Here is a 15,342-nt window from a genome sequence, read left to right as displayed (position 1 = left end):
CCGCCGTATGCTCAGCTCTGATTTAGATACTATTTGCAGAAGGCCCCCGGCGGGCATGCCGGAGGCCTCCTTGGAGGTTAACTTCGTTCTTTGAGCCCTCTTTTCTCCTTCCGCTGGTTTAGACAGAGCCTCACCAGTTCCGCTGAGCCCGCAAGAGCAGGGTCAGCGTGCTCTGATCTTTCAATTCGTAAAGAGCCGCCGGCTTGGCGACCGCAGACTGCACAGGCAGTGTCACTGTACTTCCGCTCGCGTACTTTTGGTCGAGCATGGTGTAGGCGAGATCTGCCGTGAAGGTCAGGTTCTTGACCGGTGTCCAGCGCGTGACGACGCCGACAACCCCATAGTTGAAATCAGGATTACAGCCAGCATTGCCGCTCGACAGCGCAACGTTGGCTACGAATGCACCGCAGATGTAGCCCTTCGCTGCGCTGTTATACCGAACGGCGCCCCAGCCGCCGTAGATGGCACTATTCCAATGAGGATCCCAGTTGTGTGTGTAACCAGCATGGAAGCCGTACGTCCTGGTTAGCTCCTGGCCCGCACCGGCAACGAACACGGAGTCAGACAAGCCCGCCAGGCCGACGCTTTGATAAGCACCTGCCAGCCCGTGCCGCCGTACATCGCGTAGGTGGTTGGCATCAAATCGTTGAAGTTGTAGCGGGTCGCGCCGTTGGTATAAGCGCCTGACACGTTGATCGTGTCACCGGCTCCAGTCGGGATGTTCTTGATTGACAAGGCCAAAGCAGCAGCCCAGCCCCACTTGTCGTTCGGATGCCCGGTCGCTTCGTCGCCACCGTAGTACCCAGCATGGTTGTCGTGCGCCGCGAACGACGCCTGGAAGAGACCCCAGCCCTGGTCAATACGAACCATCGCGATGAGGTCTGGAGACGATGAACCGCCGATGTTGTTAGTACCGTACGCACCGGTCGCGAGGGCAGCCGCCGTTGCTCCACTTACATTCCAGATATTGGTCGTGCCGTAGGCGACCTGATCCTGGGCTGAGAAAGCGGCCGTGATGCCTTGTCCAAAGTCAGCGGTATAGGTGAACTGGTTCACGCCGGTGACCCATCCGCCGCCGCCCGGAAGATCATCGAACTCGTTGCCTGGATAGTTGGTCCAGGGCGCCGAGAACTGTGAGACGGCCTTACCCATCGTAAAGCCTGCGAACTGGATAAAGGCGGAGTAGACGCCGAGCGAACCACCAGCGACCTGTGAAGCGGTCGACGTTGTGTAAGCGGTCGCCCCATTGACGGCGCTCGTGCCGGCGCCAGTATAGCCGCCCGACGTCCAGGTGAACACGCCCGAGAAATAGGTGCGAAGGAGGCCGTACTCAGTCGCGGTGCGCGTGTCGATGCTCAGTCCTTCACGAGCGCGCCAAGTGTAGCTGTTGCCTAAACGGTTGCGTGCTCCCGCTACGCCATTGGCGGCCGGGTCAAAATCGCTGTTGCTATTCGCGACAAAGTCAGTGCGCAGATATCCGCCAAGCTTGATGCAAGTGTCCGAGCCAGGGATGTAGTAGAAGCCAGCGCCGTACAGTGAGCAGACCTTCACGTACTCCACTGCTCTGGCTTTGACTGGCAGGTCAGCAGCTTGTGCCCCACTCGACGCGAGAGACGCCGCCGCAAGAGTCAAAACAACATTCTTGATTGTTCGAAGTAAGCGGAAGTTCGTTTCTGAGAGTGTCATTGTCCCTATCCACTAGAGGTCAGCATTTGTGCGGCCGACGCAGTATCGTTGGGACGCAATCGTTTGGTGACGGAGATCAAGTAATCCGATGGCAGGTTCGGATTTCACGATGGATCACATGAGAACTGGAGTCATCCAATCGACTTCTCGGCCGCAAGATACGTAGGGCTAAGCGCGTGTTGCCGCGCAGGTCCAGGCGAGCGGTCGGATGCCACCCAGCGACAAAGCGCTGAGCTGTCGTACTGGCCGATGAGCTTCGCACCCTGGGAGCTCGATCCACTTCCAGCCTTCGGCGGCGATCGTTTCCGCCTCTGCCTTTCGCTTCTCAGCGACCAGACCGTCGAGCAGAGCGACGTCCTCGAGCCAGCCGCCGTCGTCGGACTGGAACGGGTTGCGCAGCACCACGCCACCGGCTGCCTCGTAGGCATCTAGGCCAACAAACATGGCGCGACGGTCGGAGGCGCGCACCGACTTCTCCGTCAGCATGCGGCGGATCTGATAAGGCTCTTTCTACCAAGAGCCGGAGATGGTCTGCCAGACCTGCTCCTGGCGGCCGTGATCCGCGGTGACGGCGAAGGCCATCAACTGCTTGAGCGACATGCCCTCGTCGGCATAGACCTCGAGCAGCGCGGGCGAAACCGAGGCGAGTCGCAGGCATTGGTTCACCACGTGGGCGAGCACGTAGCTCACGCTGTCCCGCGGAAATCGCCCAGATAAACTGCGATGAGTGCGGCGCAATTGCCGGCTGAGGCTTTCTGCCATTGCGGCTTCGTCTGTGGCGACGTACCAGTCTACGACATCGCGGATAATCTGGCGGGCAAGGTCACCGCTTGTTGGGGCAGAGGTTGATCCGTCGAGAAGGAGACATAACACGGCATCGGGGCGCACTCCGACTCCCCCGCAATCCCGGTTATCGCGCCGCCTCTTTCATTGCTCACTGCGCCGATTGATCTCCATTCCCCTCTCGCTCGCCAGCATTGCTCTGGCTTATGGCGACAAAGCGCTCTCGTACAATATCGACCCGGCCTTCAGGTCCCTTGATATTGCCGTCGAGAAAATGATCAAAATCCTCATGACCTAAGAGCGCTTTGAACTTCTCTGCAATGTAGCAGCGAACATCATCGTCTGCGTTTTGGATTTCAGCCACGAGTTCCTCTCGCCCATCAACGACGAGAAGGATGTCCTCGATGTCACGGCTGCCTAGGAGATCGTCGTTGCCGCGGCCGAGATATGCTTCCAACTTTGTCGCCACGAACAGTTCCGGCGTGAGGCGCTTGATGTTCAGCGGCGCAGCATCGATCACTCCTCCCTCGAACATGTCCATTTGAAAAAGGGCTGTCATTCCAAGCACGATGCTGCTGGTCAATCCCGCCCTATTCGATGGAGAGAAAGTGCGTTCCTTGAGGCGTCGTATCGTTCCGCTTAAGATAGGCAGGTACTTGCCTCGCCTTGGAGATCTTCTGCGAGGCTGTACGTAGATCGATACTACTGGTGCTCCGGAGGAGGTTGAGAACGTTGCCGGCCTGACTGCCGGCCGTCGAAGGAAAACCGCACCCACTCGCATCGAGCGGAACGGTCCGTGGATCGCGGCACCGATCTCGTCTCTTCATTAGCCTCTCTCCAGAAGCTCCTCAAAAAGACTGTCGCTGCTCGGCTGCGGTTGGAGGCGACCGTCTAAGTTGCACCAGATGCGAAAGTCTGTTGTCCCGGAACAGCGTGCTCGACCATCTCCCATCCAACGGGATTAGCGCCCCCAAGCTCGGCCCCCCGTCCGCGAACCGCGCCACCTCCATCCGCCGCTCAGCGGCGCCTCCATGACGAGGCTGGAAAAACAGAGTGAGGATCGGGTGGTGTTTTGCCATGACGATCTCTGCGAACAGCTTTGCGTCGACACCGCCGCAGCCGGTTGGACTGGCCTCTTCGATCCACGAGAAACGTAAGGTTTGGGCGGCGCCTCATCGCCTCACGCCCGCTGCTTGTCTCGCCGGCGAGAATTGATCTGCGCCATCAGGATCGGGCCAAGCGAAAATTCGCCGACCTCGGCTTTTCGCGTCAGACCGCGCAAATAACCGCCGGCGGAATTGATCGCCGTCCCGCGCTGCAGGATGCACGCGACGACAATGGCTGCGGGCACCTCGCCCATGACTTTTTGCGCCTCCTCCCAGGCGCTCGGGCTGATGCCCAGCATCGATCGCACAACGGCCGCGGTAGCGAGGAAATCGCGCCAGTTCGAAACCCCACCCTTCGCATAATCGACGATGTCGGGACACGCACTCAGGACCATTCCCAACGGATAGGCCCCCTCCCCGACTCGCGACGGTTGAGGTTTAGGCTCAGCTCCCGCCGCCCTGCCTTCTCGGAAGACAGGTTCAAGATCAATTGGGGTATCTGGATTTGAAGTCTGTATGTGGCGCTCAGGGTGGGACTCATTGGCGCTCGGATTCTTGGATTTGATGTGTTCTTCCAGAAGATTGAGCACGTCGTCGGCAAGCTGAGACAACTCGTCGGCGATCGGCTCGAGCTGCTGGCGGGTGGCCGTGCGCGGAATCTGGTCGACGATCGCGCGGAAGGCGGCGTGCACAACCTGCCAATCGGCAGGCCCCTGCCCTCCCCTTCGCGTCGGAACGGCTTCCTCGATGCCAGTTGCAATCATCTTCGCAATGTCGCGCCGGCACAGCGTGATGCGCTCTCGTACGAGCTTGAGTGCGCGGGCCTCGGCTTCGATATCGGCTGCCAGGCTCTCGAACTCCTCCGAGCGCACGACCAGCGGCGACAGATCGAAGCCGAAGGCGAGCTCGATGTCGCCGGCATTGTCCTTCCGCGCATACCGCTTGCCATTGGGACTGTCGCGCCGAACGATCAGGCCCGCGTCGACCAGCACGGAGAGGTGACGTCGCAGCGTTGACGCTGGCATGCCGTGCGCCCGCCGACTGAGTTGATGATTGGACGGGAAGACAATCAGATCGCCTGCCCCCGTCAGTGCGGTCTCGGGATGGAACGTTAAGAGCGCGTTCAAGACCGAGAGCGAGCGTTCCGACACGCCAAGGCGCGGCCGTGCCGTGCAGATGGCGTGGAAGATCTTCCACTTATGGACGATCTTTTCGGGCGGACGTTCGGTTGCGACCATCTGGCTTGCCACATGGGCAAGCGTCAGCGATCGCCGCCCAAAGGGCGTCGTTGGGGAGTGTGACTGCATGTCTTTGCCTCATGCGGGCAAAGAAAATCCGCTCACCAAAACGGTGCCGTCGCTAAAGACGCTTGACTGCGATTCGTGAAAGTGATTCTCTGTCAGTCGCCAAACGTGACGAGAGAAGGCTTTCGGACGGAGACGTTCCGGGGGCCTTTTTTCTTTTCCGCTATGCTCCTACGGTGAGAGGACGGAAACGCGGGTACGCATCGCGCTGCCCGACCGTGTGAGGTCCAGGCAGCGCCATATCCAAAGCGGCAAGACGCCCGATGTCACTCATCGGTGCCTCCATCGAGAAATGCCCGGTAGAGTTCCGGCAGCCGCGAAATCACAAAGTCTCCAAACGCAGGGGCGGCCTTTTCATCTACAGCTAGCGTGATGCGATCTGCGCGACGTTCAATCTTTACGATCTTTTTGCCTCCGTCGTCCGCCCAGATTGTCGGCCGTGCAACTTTGGGCTTGCGGAGTGCGAGCGCGGCGAAAGCTATCGCGAACCGTTCATCGGAAGTAGCGCGCACAAACCGATCGCTCGCAACGCTGTCGGCCAATACCTTTTGGTCGTGGCGACCTTCAAGCCGCTCTGCCAACTCCATCCAGCGCCGGCGGCCGGTTTTTGGCGCTGGCCCGATTGCATCGAGTAGGCTGCGGGGAAGGGCTCGCGCGACCGTGATGAGGCGAGAGAGCTCCGTCTTGTCGACGCTGAGCGCCGCCATGATGATCTCGCGCTTGAATCCACGATCCTCGAGCGCGGCGGCGTAAGTTGCCCGCTCAATAAAAGACAGATCCTCCCGCTCACCATTCTCCTTGCCTTGTGCCACCACCAGGTCTTCGTCGCTAAGATCGCGGACCACGGCCCGCGCAGGGCGGCCAAGTTCGGCGAGCGCACGAACGCGACGATGGCCATAGGCAATCTGAAACCGGCCCGGGCTGGAAGGATGCGGGCGAAGGAGGATGGGAACCAACTGCCCATTGGCGCGGATCGATTCAACGAGGGCAGAGTGCTTCTCGTCCACGCTCGTCATACGATCGGGAACGATCGAGGCGTCGATCAAATCTGGGGCGATCTCGACGACGGTTTGACCGGTGGTGAGCTGCTCGCTCAAGGCCTTGGCGGCATCGCGCTCCGCGGACAGCATCTCGAGTGAACGGCTCATGGCGCCGACCGCTCCGCGCGACCCAAGTGTTGGCTGGGTTGGTCTGCGATTGTCGCTGGGCTCACCTGACGAGGGTTCGTTGACCGCGGTCAACTTGTCATCAATGAGGTCCGCAAGCAGGTTTTTTCGACCCATTAGGCCCTCCCCCACGCAGCCTGGATGAGGCTTTGGATTTCACCATTGACGCTGTCTAGCGATTCCATGGCGCGGTCGTAGGTAGCCCGTGTGAACTGATCGCGGCTGACCTCATAGAGCGTTTGCTTCGTGATGCCGGCGTCCGAGATCGCCGTACTTTTCAGCATCATGTTCGTGACCATGCGGTCGCCAAACAGCGAGCGCATAAAGCCGACCATTTGGGCCTGCGGTCCATCACCGGGCTCATAACGCGTGACGAGATAGCGCATCCAATCGTAATTCATGTTGCCGCCTGCTTTGGCCACGACGGCAAGAAGGTCGGATGTCATGATTAGAAACTGGCACATCGACATGACATCGAGCATTTGCGGATGCACAGGGATCAGAATTGCCGTTGCTGCGCAGAGCGCAGAAAGCGTGAGAAATCCGAGTTGAGGCGGACAATCGATCACGACAATATCGTAGCGGTCCTGGACCGTGGCGAGGGCACGGGCAACGCGGGCGAAGAACAGCGGGTCACCCGACTGGCGCGCAGCTAGCGCTTTCGGGGTTTCATGTTCGAATTCCATCAGTTCGATGTTGCCGGGAACGATGTCGAGCCCCGAAAAGTAAGTCTGCCGAATGATCTCATTCAGTTCGCGACGCGCGTCGTCGTAGCGGATGGCGCCGTACAGAGTTCCGTTTTCCTCGACATCAAACTCGGGCTGATAGCCGTGCAGCGCGGAGAGCGAGGCCTGCGGATCCAGATCGATCGCGAGCACTCGATAGCCCTGCAGTGTGAGATGTTGGGCGAGATGCGCGGCGGTCGTGGTCTTACCCGACCCTCCCTTGAAATTAACGACGCCAATGACTTGCAACTGTTCGCCCGCGACGCGATACGGTCGGTATCGGCGCGCACCCTTGCCGGATTCATCGAGATAAGCACGAAGACTTTGAATATCGTCGAATGTGTACGACCTTCGACCCGATGGGCTGGTGTCCGGCTGAGGGCCCCTGCCCTCCAGCGACAATTGGCGGAGGTAGCCGTCATTAATGCCGACGAGCTTAGCGACTTCGCCAGATGTAAAGCGGCGCAGATGCTTGCGTGCTTTTGGCGGGAACAGCTTCGTTCGGTGGGCGTGCAGCTTCGCCGACAGTTCCCGCGCGTCTGCCGCGATCGTGTCGTGGATCGCCTGCGGCGCGCCAGGCGTGATTGACGCCATCGCTTGTTGGTCGTTCAGGGCCACGGCTTTCTCGCGTAGTTACGAATTTCGGATGCACGGCATGCGCAAAGCGTGGCTATTACGCCCGATTCTGGCCGGTCTCGCAACAGTTAAAGGGTAAACCAATCCTTAACGGTCCGAATCGGCCCGCGGGTGGTCTAAAGTTGACCGCGGTCAACTCTCGGCACGTTGCCTGCGCGGCTGCTGAGGTTCCGAAGGCGCCGCTCTTAAACAGAAGTTGACCGCGGTCAACTTTCTCCAGTCGGGCCCGACACAGTTCCCGCAATCGACTCGCGCTCGAACTCTATCACCGCCCCATTCGGATCAAATCCAGCGTTGAGCCCTGGCGCGCTCCGCTCAGCCGCAACCGCAACATCCGCAGCGCGGCGCCCGCGCCGAGACCGTGCAGACGCGGGGGATGGCAGGTCGGAAGGATGGCAGGCCGAGAGTCCCGCGACCGTCACGAGCAAGTCGTCCAGCGCATCACCAGATGCGGGCGCTTGCGTTTGCACCGATTCGACGCGTGCTGGCTTGGAATGGCGAGTCGACTCGGCGAGCGCTGCAGCGAGGGAAAGTGCCCTCTTTGACCGCTAAAGCCGGCGCGCTCCCAGCCGCCGTTCCACCCTCGAAGCCGCATGATCATCGGCTGCGAACATGTCGCGCTCGCACAGCACGACCGCGACGTCAGCCCGCATACCGTGACGATCAAGGGCTTTGGCGGACGGTCGGCTCCCAAGCGGCACAACACCCCGGAAGCAGTGGACCTCGCGCGGCAGGCGTTCGAGCTCAGGCACGGGGTTGGACCTGTTATCCCTCGCGGGTGTCCTATGCGGATCATCCGCCGTGCCATCCGGGTTGCTGGGTCCCACGCTCCACGCGACTGGCGGGACTAAGAAAGCAGCAGGGATGGCGGCGCGACGGGCAACAGGTAGACCGGAGCCGGTCGGGCGATCCGTGTCGCCGAAACCGGTCTCGGCCAATCAAGTTCGGAAGGAACGGCATCTCTTCATCTTCGCGGAACGGGCCACAATGCGGATCAACGGCGGTGCAGTCCATTTCCCGCTCGCAGCCGAGGGCGAATGCAGATGTAGTCGGCGGAGGCTTCCTCAGCTCCGCCTCCTGGCGCCTTCCAGCATCCAGGTCGCACCGCGCCGAGGGTTTTCCGAGCGGGTCTCGGATCGGTTGTCTTGAAACCACGCAAGCGCGGGCGAGGGGCATCGACGAGGTTGTGGTCGTCCGGGGCGGATCGAGGTCAGCTAGGGCGGCAACAATGGAAACAAAGCGCGCCTCGTGTCCGGAGACGGAAAGGGCAGGGTAGGGGAGCGGAAAGGACGGAGGAATAGGGGAGGCGTTTATCAGCCGTTAACCATAAAGTTCCAGTCAGCACCATAAAGAGCCGCACGTCGACCTGAGGCCGCCCGGAAGGCCAGCGATCTTGGCGGTCCTACTAACGCGGCCTGCTCCCGTATTCCCTGTATCGAAATCACCTAGGGACGGTTGCGTCTAGAGGAGCATGCCATAGCCTTGTATATCGAGAATCCCGCAGACTAAAGCGATGGCGCGGAATGTGACGGTGGTGGAAAAGGGTCCGCCTCGCCCCAACAGTCATTGGCACGCGCTCATGAGCTCGAGATAGAGCCGAGGTCGTTTTTCCTCCACCGCGGCGTCCAGTTCTGCCCGGATGTGCCAAAAGGGGGGCAACTCCGCGGCGGTCAGCGCGCCAAAAGGAATCCGCGACGGCCTGTATGAGGAGATTCATCGGCGCATCGCCCTTCATCGCGCTCATCAGCGACTGAGACGAGGCACACGGGCTTTTGGCTCGCCTGCAGGAAATCGGAACGCGTCTGACGTCGCCGCAGGCCGTGGGGAAGGGGGGTGTCGTGGCGTCGGCACTAATCTTTGGGTCAGCGCGACCGCGGAGGGGCTCGAAGATTAGCTAGCTGATGCTCATTGCCGCAATCCCGGTGCAGCCTGAGACCGCACGGCTCGTTGGACGCCATTCTCCCTTCGGGCAAGGGCGGTCCGGCGGGCGTCAATTTCCGGGGCTGTTTTTACCTACGCTTCACCTTGCCTCCGCGAAGCCCGTTTTTCGCGGGCGGCCTGCTTTGCCGGGGAGGGCACAGTCACCGGAAAGGTGCGGCTGGTCCGGAATAGGGCAGGGGTTGGCACGAGTGGCGATTTGTGGTTGATTTGAGGCTTGGCGCTGGTGATCTACAGCGCTGCGCGTGCTGATCGCACTGTGGAGCCACCCTACCGATAAGGCGTGCTTATCGATAGCGAGAGGAGAGCGGGAACAGGCCTCGCTGTGACGGAACATAAAGGTGTGTTAGGTTCCGTTTCGCCGTTTCCTCTTAAGGTTATCAAGGCCTTGTCTTCGGGCTACAAAATCTCCGATCCGATGCCTTGGGCTCAGCTCGCGGGGCCGCTTGCCGCGGCCGAGGATGCTGTCGCCCGCCTCGACGAGCGACTGGCCAAAAGCCCAATCCGTGACGGTGCGATCAGCCGAATGCACTTCGTCGACGCTTGCGCCACTCTGTGGCTTGACGGCGAACTTGTCCACCTCGATGACCTCGTGCTCCACGACGCCGGCATGGACGTCCGCGCCCCCACCCACGAGCTGACCCGGGCTCACGCCGTGCTGCGTGCCCGTCGGCGCATTGCCGACGCGAAGCCCAATTGGGCGCTGTCGGTTTCTGGACTGGCTGACCTTCGGGGCCGGCGCGAGCGAGAGGAGGTCGAGGAACGTCTCGGGCTCAACGAGGACGCAGAGCGGGACGCGGTGGGTTTCGACAGACCGCTTGGCGTCATGAACGCCGATCCCCATCTGGCCGCGGCCTTCGCCGCGGTCGACGCCGCCAACGCCAAGGCGGAGCGCAGACTCGCCGACGAGCTTCGGTCGTGGCCAGAGCGGGACTCGCTCGTCTACGATCCGGACTGGGACGAGGACGGCCGCCTCGACGACTGGCGCGCCGTCGTCGATGAGACCCGCAAGCTGCCGCCGACTCTGGCGGCTGCAATCGCCGCGGATGCTTGGGACGCGATTGAACCGCTCGAGCATACGCCTTGGCTAGGGTGCCTGCTCGCAGCTAGCGTGCTGCGCGACCGCGGCAAGACACGCTGGTATTTGTTGTGCCTGCATGGAGGGCTGAAAAGCATCTCGCGTGAGCGTCGGCGGGCGCGTGACGTCGCAGCGCGGCTGGTTGTGCAGCTCGAGGCGATGACGGCCGCCGCCGAGGCCGGCCTAAAGGACCACGACCGCTGGCTGATGACCAGAAACCTGCTGGCCCGAAAACTCGCCGGCCGGCGCGCCACTTCAAAACTGCCGGCGCTCCTCGACTACGTGCTGACCCGGCCGATCGTCTCGGCCGGCATGATCGCGGCGGAGCTTGGGATCACGCCTCGTGCGGCCCAAAACCTTGTCGCCGAACTCGACCTTCGCGAGACCACGGGCCGGGGACGCTATCGCGCGTGGGGCATCCTGTAGAGCGCGAGCCGCAAGCAACGTGAATTCCGTGCAAAGAGCGTAATGGGCGAGCATTCGTGCGCCGCAGAACATCAGTGAGGCAGCACGGAAACCGGGATCCCACAACGCGTCGATGGATCGCCGCTGCCGCAGGTATTGAAAGAGTTGACGCGGATCCACACGCTGCTCGAGAAGCACTAGCGCGACATGCAGGACACCGAGTTTACGGTTGAGCAGGCAAGCTATAGATGCTCCGAACCCGCGGCGGCACATGCCGACTTCGTGGTGCTTCTTCGAGATCATGAAGGGCCTGCCGGTCACGATCGGGCTTCCGGGCACCCTTCATAAATTCCTGGCGACACCGATGCGAGGTCGAGGGAGTGGCCGCACGACAATGGTGAGACAGTGGGAAACACAGCGAGTCCCTTATGATACGGGCGTGCAGGGCTTCTCACCTCGTTGACCGGATGTTTATCGTTTCCATGAGCGGCGGTTTACCAGTGCACGCGGTCACTGCGTGAAACCACCTCTGTTCGCTTGCGTGCGCTGCACGTGCAACGCCGATTAACGCCCCAGCAACCTAAATTAGATACTCACGAGAAGACTCGAATCGCACGGATGTACTGCGGTTCGATTTTTCTGGCGTAAGCGTAGCGTGCGCGTAGCGACTTGTGTGTTTGCGTACCCGTCCGAAGGGCGCGCGGTTCGCGTCCTTCGGCACTGGCTCTGCATCTTCGCATCAACGCCAGGAGAGACCGGCAGTAGCACACCGCCTCTTCGCTGGCGCCTCAGCCGTTCGCGCGCCGCCGCTCGCAATCCCAATCGGTTCCAGGCCCGCGACGCTGCGCGCTCGCTGACGATACAGCCGCTCGAACCGCTGAAGCAGGAAGCAGGCGGAAGCGCGCCAGAAACTCTGGAAGGCGATGCTGGTGGCCAGATCCGGCGCCCGAGGTCGGCAAGTCGACGCACTACCACGCGTAGTGGGTGCATCCGTCCTGGGTGGCCGAGATGAAGAAGATGCGCGGTCCACACCTTCTACCGGCCTTGCGCCTGGGGCGACGGCAGCGAGGAAACCAAACTGGGGCATCCCGCGCAGACCGCCGCACTCCCCCCGAACTCGCCGAGGAAGCGAAGAGCTCGGCCGAGATGGCGTGAGCGAACAGGGTAACCTTTCTTACGTCTCCCCGCTTGCGGGGAGACGTAAGATCGCTCTTGCGATGCGGGCGAGGGGGTACAGGTCTTTCGACAGTCGAATACGAGGAGAGATGCCCCTCACCCCAGTCCTCTCGGCGCGAGCAAATCTCGTTGCGGCCCCGTAGGAACGGGGAGAGGGAAAAGACCTCCTCAGGCCTCGATATCCAGCGCACAGTCGAAATTCGGCGCCGAATGCGTCAGCGCACCGGCTGAGGCGTAGTCGACGCCGGTCGCCGCGATGGCTGCGATCGAGTCCAGGGTGACACCGCCGGATGCCTCCAATTCGAGGCGTCCCTCGTTGATCCCAACGGCTTCGCGCAACGTCGCAATGTCCATGTTGTCGAGCAGCACAGCGTCGGCAAGGCCTGTGTCAAGCACCTCGCGCAACTGCGGCAGCGTGTCGACCTCGATCTCGATCTTGACGAGGTGGCCGGCATGGGCGCGGGCGCGCTCCAGCACGGGGCGGATGCCGCCGGCGACCGCGATGTGGTTGTCCTTGATCAGGATCGCGTCGTCGAGCCCGAAGCGGTGATTGAAGCCGCCGCCGCAACGTACGGCGTATTTCTCCAACGCGCGCAGCCCAGGCGTAGTCTTTCGCGTGCAGCAGATTCTCATCCGGGTGCCCTCGGTCCGCGCAACATAGTCCGCCGTGAGCGTCGCAACACCCGACAGGCGGCCGACGAAATTCAGCGCCGTCCGCTCCGCCGTGAGGATGGCGCGTGCCGGCCCCGAGATCGTCAGCACCTGCTGCCCGCGGGCGACGCGCGCGGCGTCGCGAACATGTGCGCGTATCTCGATGTCGGGCGAGAGTTTTTGCAACGTGGCGAGGGCCAGCGGCAAGCCGGCGATCACGCCGGACTGCCGTGCGACCAGGACCGCTTGCGCCTTCGTTGCCTCGGGGATCGTCGCAAGCGCGGTGATGTCGCCGGCGCGGCCGAGATCCTCATCGAGCGCGCGGAGCACGGCCTCGTCGATCGCGAGCGGGGAGAGAAAGGCGTCGGGATAGAGCAGAGAGCTTGAGGTGATCATGGCAGACTCCGTCAGGCGATCATGGGTTGCGCGGTGCGCGGTGTCGGGCGTTCGGTCAGGCCATCTGCGATCTCGCGCACTGCCGCGAGCGTCGTCATTGTGCGTTGCGCGAGCGCGGGAACGTCCGCGGAATGGTCGGAGCGGAAATGCGCGCCGCGGCTTTCGCACCGGTTCCAGGCCGACGCCGCCACGAGCAGGGCGGCCGTTGCCATGTTGCGGACCGCGATGCTCGTGGCCTCACGTTCGAGCGCGGCGAAGCTGCGAACGGCTTCCGCGAGCCCGTCACCATCGCGGATCACGCCGACATGCGCGCTCATCAGCGTCCGCAGCCGCTTCACGGCCGCAGCATCCGGCGCGCCGCCCCGCGGCGTCGCCACGTCCGAAAGGTGGGCGGGCGAGGGAATCGCGCGGCCGGCGATGTCGTCGGCGATGCGCGCGGCGTAGACCACGGCCTCCAGCAGAGAATTCGAGGCGAGGCGATTGGCGCCATGCGCGCCGGTGGACGACACTTCGCCGCCGGCCCAGAGCCCTTCGATCGAGCTGCGTCCGCGATGGTCGACCGCGATGCCGCCCATGTGATAGTGCGCCGCCGGTGCGATCGGGATGACCTGCGTGGCGGGATCGATGCCGGCGGCGATGCAGCTTGCATGAACGGTCGGGAATCTGTCGGCAAAACGTGCGCCCAGCGCTTGCCGCGCATCGAGGAAGGCGCCGCGCCCGGCCGAGATCTCCGCGAACACGCCGCGGGCCACGATGTCGCGCGGTGCAAGCTCGGCGAGCGGATGACGCGCCGCCATGAAACGCTCGCCACGGCCGTTGATTAGTGTCGCGCCTTCGCCGCGCAGCGCTTCCGTGGCGAGCGGCGCGGGATCGCGGCCGACCATGATGGCGGTCGGGTGAAACTGCACGAACTCGGAATCCGCGATGACCGCGCCTGCGCGTGCAGCAATCGCAAGGCCGGATCCGCTAGCCTCGCGCGGATTGGTGGTGACGGCATAGAGATGGCCGATGCCACCCGTGGCCAGCACCACCGTCCTAGCGGCGAGCAGGACAGGCCGTGCGGCGAAATTGTCGGCTTCGCGCAACTGAAGGCCGGTGACGGCGCCGTCCTCGGTCAACAGCGCCTCGGCGACGAAACCTTCAATCAGTCGGATCGACGGCGTGCGCCGCACGGCATCGCTCAGCGCCGCGATGATGGCGGCGCCCGCGCCATCGCCACGCACATGCACGATGCGGCGCGCCGAATGTGCGGCTTCGCGCCCGACTGCGAGCCTGCCTTCGAGATCGCGGTCGAACGGCACGCCATAGGCGAGCAGATCGTGGATCCGCGGCGCGGCCTCGCGCGCGATGCCTAGTGCGACAGCTTGGTCGACGATGCCGCCGCCGACCGCGACCGTATCCGCGGCGTGCGCTTCCGGCGTATCGCCGTCGGCCACGGCCGCCGCGATGCCGCCTTGTGCCCATGCGGACGACGCGCCCTGTCCAAGCGGCGCAGCCGAGATCAATGTCACCGGCCGCGGCGCGAGTTTTAGCGCGCAGAACAATCCGGCAAGCCCGCCACCGACGATGACGACGTCGTCGGAGCTGTGGGTGTTGATGTTATCTTGCATGTCGTACTCTCAATTCTTCAGATTGATCATCCGCTCGACCGATCGCCTTGCACGGTCTGCAAGGGCGGGATCGATTGTGACTTCTTCGCGGAGCGTCAGCAGGCTCTCCAGAATGTTGGCGAGCGTGATGCGCTTCATGTGCGGGCAGATATTGCAGGGGCGCAGCATCTCCACGTCGGGGAGCTCGGCGCGCACATTGTCGGCCATCGAGCATTCCGTGATCATCACCAGCCGCCGCGGCCGCTTTTCGCGCACCCAGTTGATCATGTGCGCGGTCGAGCCCGTGAAGTCGGCCTCAGCCAGCACGTCCGGCGGGCATTCGGGATGCGCGATGATCTGCACGGAGGGATCGGCCTCGCGATAGCTGCGCAGCTCCGCGCCCGTAAAGCGCTCGTGCACCTCGCAGGCGCCCTTCCAGGCGATGATCTTCACGTCGGTCTTCGAGGCCACGTAAGTGGCGAGATAACGGTCAGGCAGGAAGATCACGCTCGGTGCGCCGAGGCTTTCGACCACCTGCACCGCGTTCGACGAGGTGCAGCAGATGTCGACCTCGGCCTTCACCTCCGCGGAGGTGTTGACATAGGCAACGACAGGCACGCCGGGAAATTTTTCGCGGAGCAGGCGGACGTCGGCGCCGGTGATGCTGGCCGCGAGCGAGCAGCCGGCGCGCGTATCAGGAATC

At 62.7% G+C, this 15,342-nt stretch carries 8 protein-coding genes and 3 pseudogenes; 2 read left to right on the top strand and 9 right to left on the bottom strand.

Features of this window, described 5'->3' with window-relative positions; genetic code table 11:
* Positions 1-130: 130 nt before the first annotated feature.
* The 6 genes and pseudogenes from IVB13_RS03600 to repA form a co-directional block, all read right to left on the bottom strand.
* Positions 131-1,686: pseudogene (locus IVB13_RS03600) on the bottom strand (porin).
* 267 nt (positions 1,687-1,953) lie between these two features.
* Positions 1,954-2,448 (bottom strand): annotated as a pseudogene (locus tag IVB13_RS03595) (DNA-binding protein); the annotation flags it as partial.
* Positions 2,449-2,620: 172 nt separating this feature from the next.
* Positions 2,621-3,052: a hypothetical protein gene (locus IVB13_RS03590; protein ID WP_346732266.1), complete on the bottom strand. Its 432-nt coding sequence runs from the start codon at positions 3,050-3,052 to the stop codon at positions 2,621-2,623.
* 597 nt (positions 3,053-3,649) lie between these two features.
* Complete coding sequence (repC, locus tag IVB13_RS03585; RefSeq protein ID WP_247294275.1) at positions 3,650-4,882, bottom strand: plasmid replication protein RepC; 1,233 nt, start codon at positions 4,880-4,882, stop codon at positions 3,650-3,652.
* A 263-nt stretch (positions 4,883-5,145) separates the two neighbouring features.
* Positions 5,146-6,162 carry a plasmid partitioning protein RepB gene (gene repB, locus IVB13_RS03580; RefSeq protein ID WP_247487778.1) on the bottom strand — a complete coding sequence of 339 codons (1,017 nt, stop codon included), beginning with the start codon at positions 6,160-6,162 and terminating at the stop codon, positions 5,146-5,148.
* Entirely contained in the window at positions 6,162-7,364 is a 1,203-nt protein-coding gene (gene repA / locus IVB13_RS03575; protein ID WP_026233724.1) for a plasmid partitioning protein RepA, read from the bottom strand. The genes repB and repA overlap by 1 nt, the downstream gene beginning before the upstream one ends.
* A 2,323-nt stretch (positions 7,365-9,687) precedes the next feature.
* On the opposite strand from repA, the gene IVB13_RS03570 reads away from it, so the two are divergent.
* Positions 9,688-10,848 carry an RHE_PE00001 family protein gene (locus IVB13_RS03570; protein ID WP_247487831.1) on the top strand — a complete coding sequence of 387 codons (1,161 nt, stop codon included), beginning with the start codon at positions 9,688-9,690 and terminating at the stop codon, positions 10,846-10,848.
* Positions 10,849-11,772: 924 nt separating this feature from the next.
* Positions 11,773-11,982 (top strand): annotated as a pseudogene (locus IVB13_RS03565) (cell wall hydrolase); the annotation flags it as partial.
* Between the two features lie 189 nt (positions 11,983-12,171).
* On the opposite strand, the gene nadC reads toward IVB13_RS03565, so the two are convergent.
* The 3 genes from nadC to IVB13_RS03550 form a co-directional block, all read right to left on the bottom strand.
* A complete protein-coding gene (nadC, locus tag IVB13_RS03560) occupies positions 12,172-13,050 on the bottom strand; it encodes a carboxylating nicotinate-nucleotide diphosphorylase (RefSeq protein ID WP_247356994.1) in 879 nt (292 codons plus the stop codon).
* A gap of 11 nt (positions 13,051-13,061) precedes the next feature.
* The gene (locus tag IVB13_RS03555; protein WP_247487775.1) at positions 13,062-14,660 is read right to left on the bottom strand and encodes an L-aspartate oxidase; all 1,599 of its coding nucleotides are present in this window, start codon (positions 14,658-14,660) and stop codon (positions 13,062-13,064) included.
* Positions 14,661-14,669: 9 nt separating this feature from the next.
* Positions 14,670-15,342 (bottom strand): quinolinate synthase (locus IVB13_RS03550; protein ID WP_247487773.1); only part of this gene is annotated, 673 nt, incomplete at its 5' end.

This window comes from Bradyrhizobium sp. 17 (assembly GCF_023073515.1).
GTDB lineage: Bacteria > Pseudomonadota > Alphaproteobacteria > Rhizobiales > Xanthobacteraceae > Bradyrhizobium > Bradyrhizobium canariense_D.
The sequence above is the reverse complement of the archived record's forward strand: the minus strand, read 5'-3'. Positions and strand labels throughout refer to the sequence as shown.

Bases quoted from the DNA above. Each gene is read 5' to 3' on its own strand.
- repC (WP_247294275.1), bottom strand. From the start codon at position 4,882: ATGCAGTCACACTCCCCAACGACGCCCTTTGGGCGGCGATCGCTGACG.
- repB (WP_247487778.1), bottom strand. From the start codon at position 6,162: ATGGGTCGAAAAAACCTGCTTGCGGACCTCATTGATGACAAGTTGACC.
- repA (WP_026233724.1), bottom strand. From the start codon at position 7,364: ATGGCGTCAATCACGCCTGGCGCGCCGCAGGCGATCCACGACACGATC.
- nadC (WP_247356994.1), bottom strand. From the start codon at position 13,050: ATGATCACCTCAAGCTCTCTGCTCTATCCCGACGCCTTTCTCTCCCCG.
- IVB13_RS03555 (WP_247487775.1), bottom strand. From the start codon at position 14,660: ATGCAAGATAACATCAACACCCACAGCTCCGACGACGTCGTCATCGTC.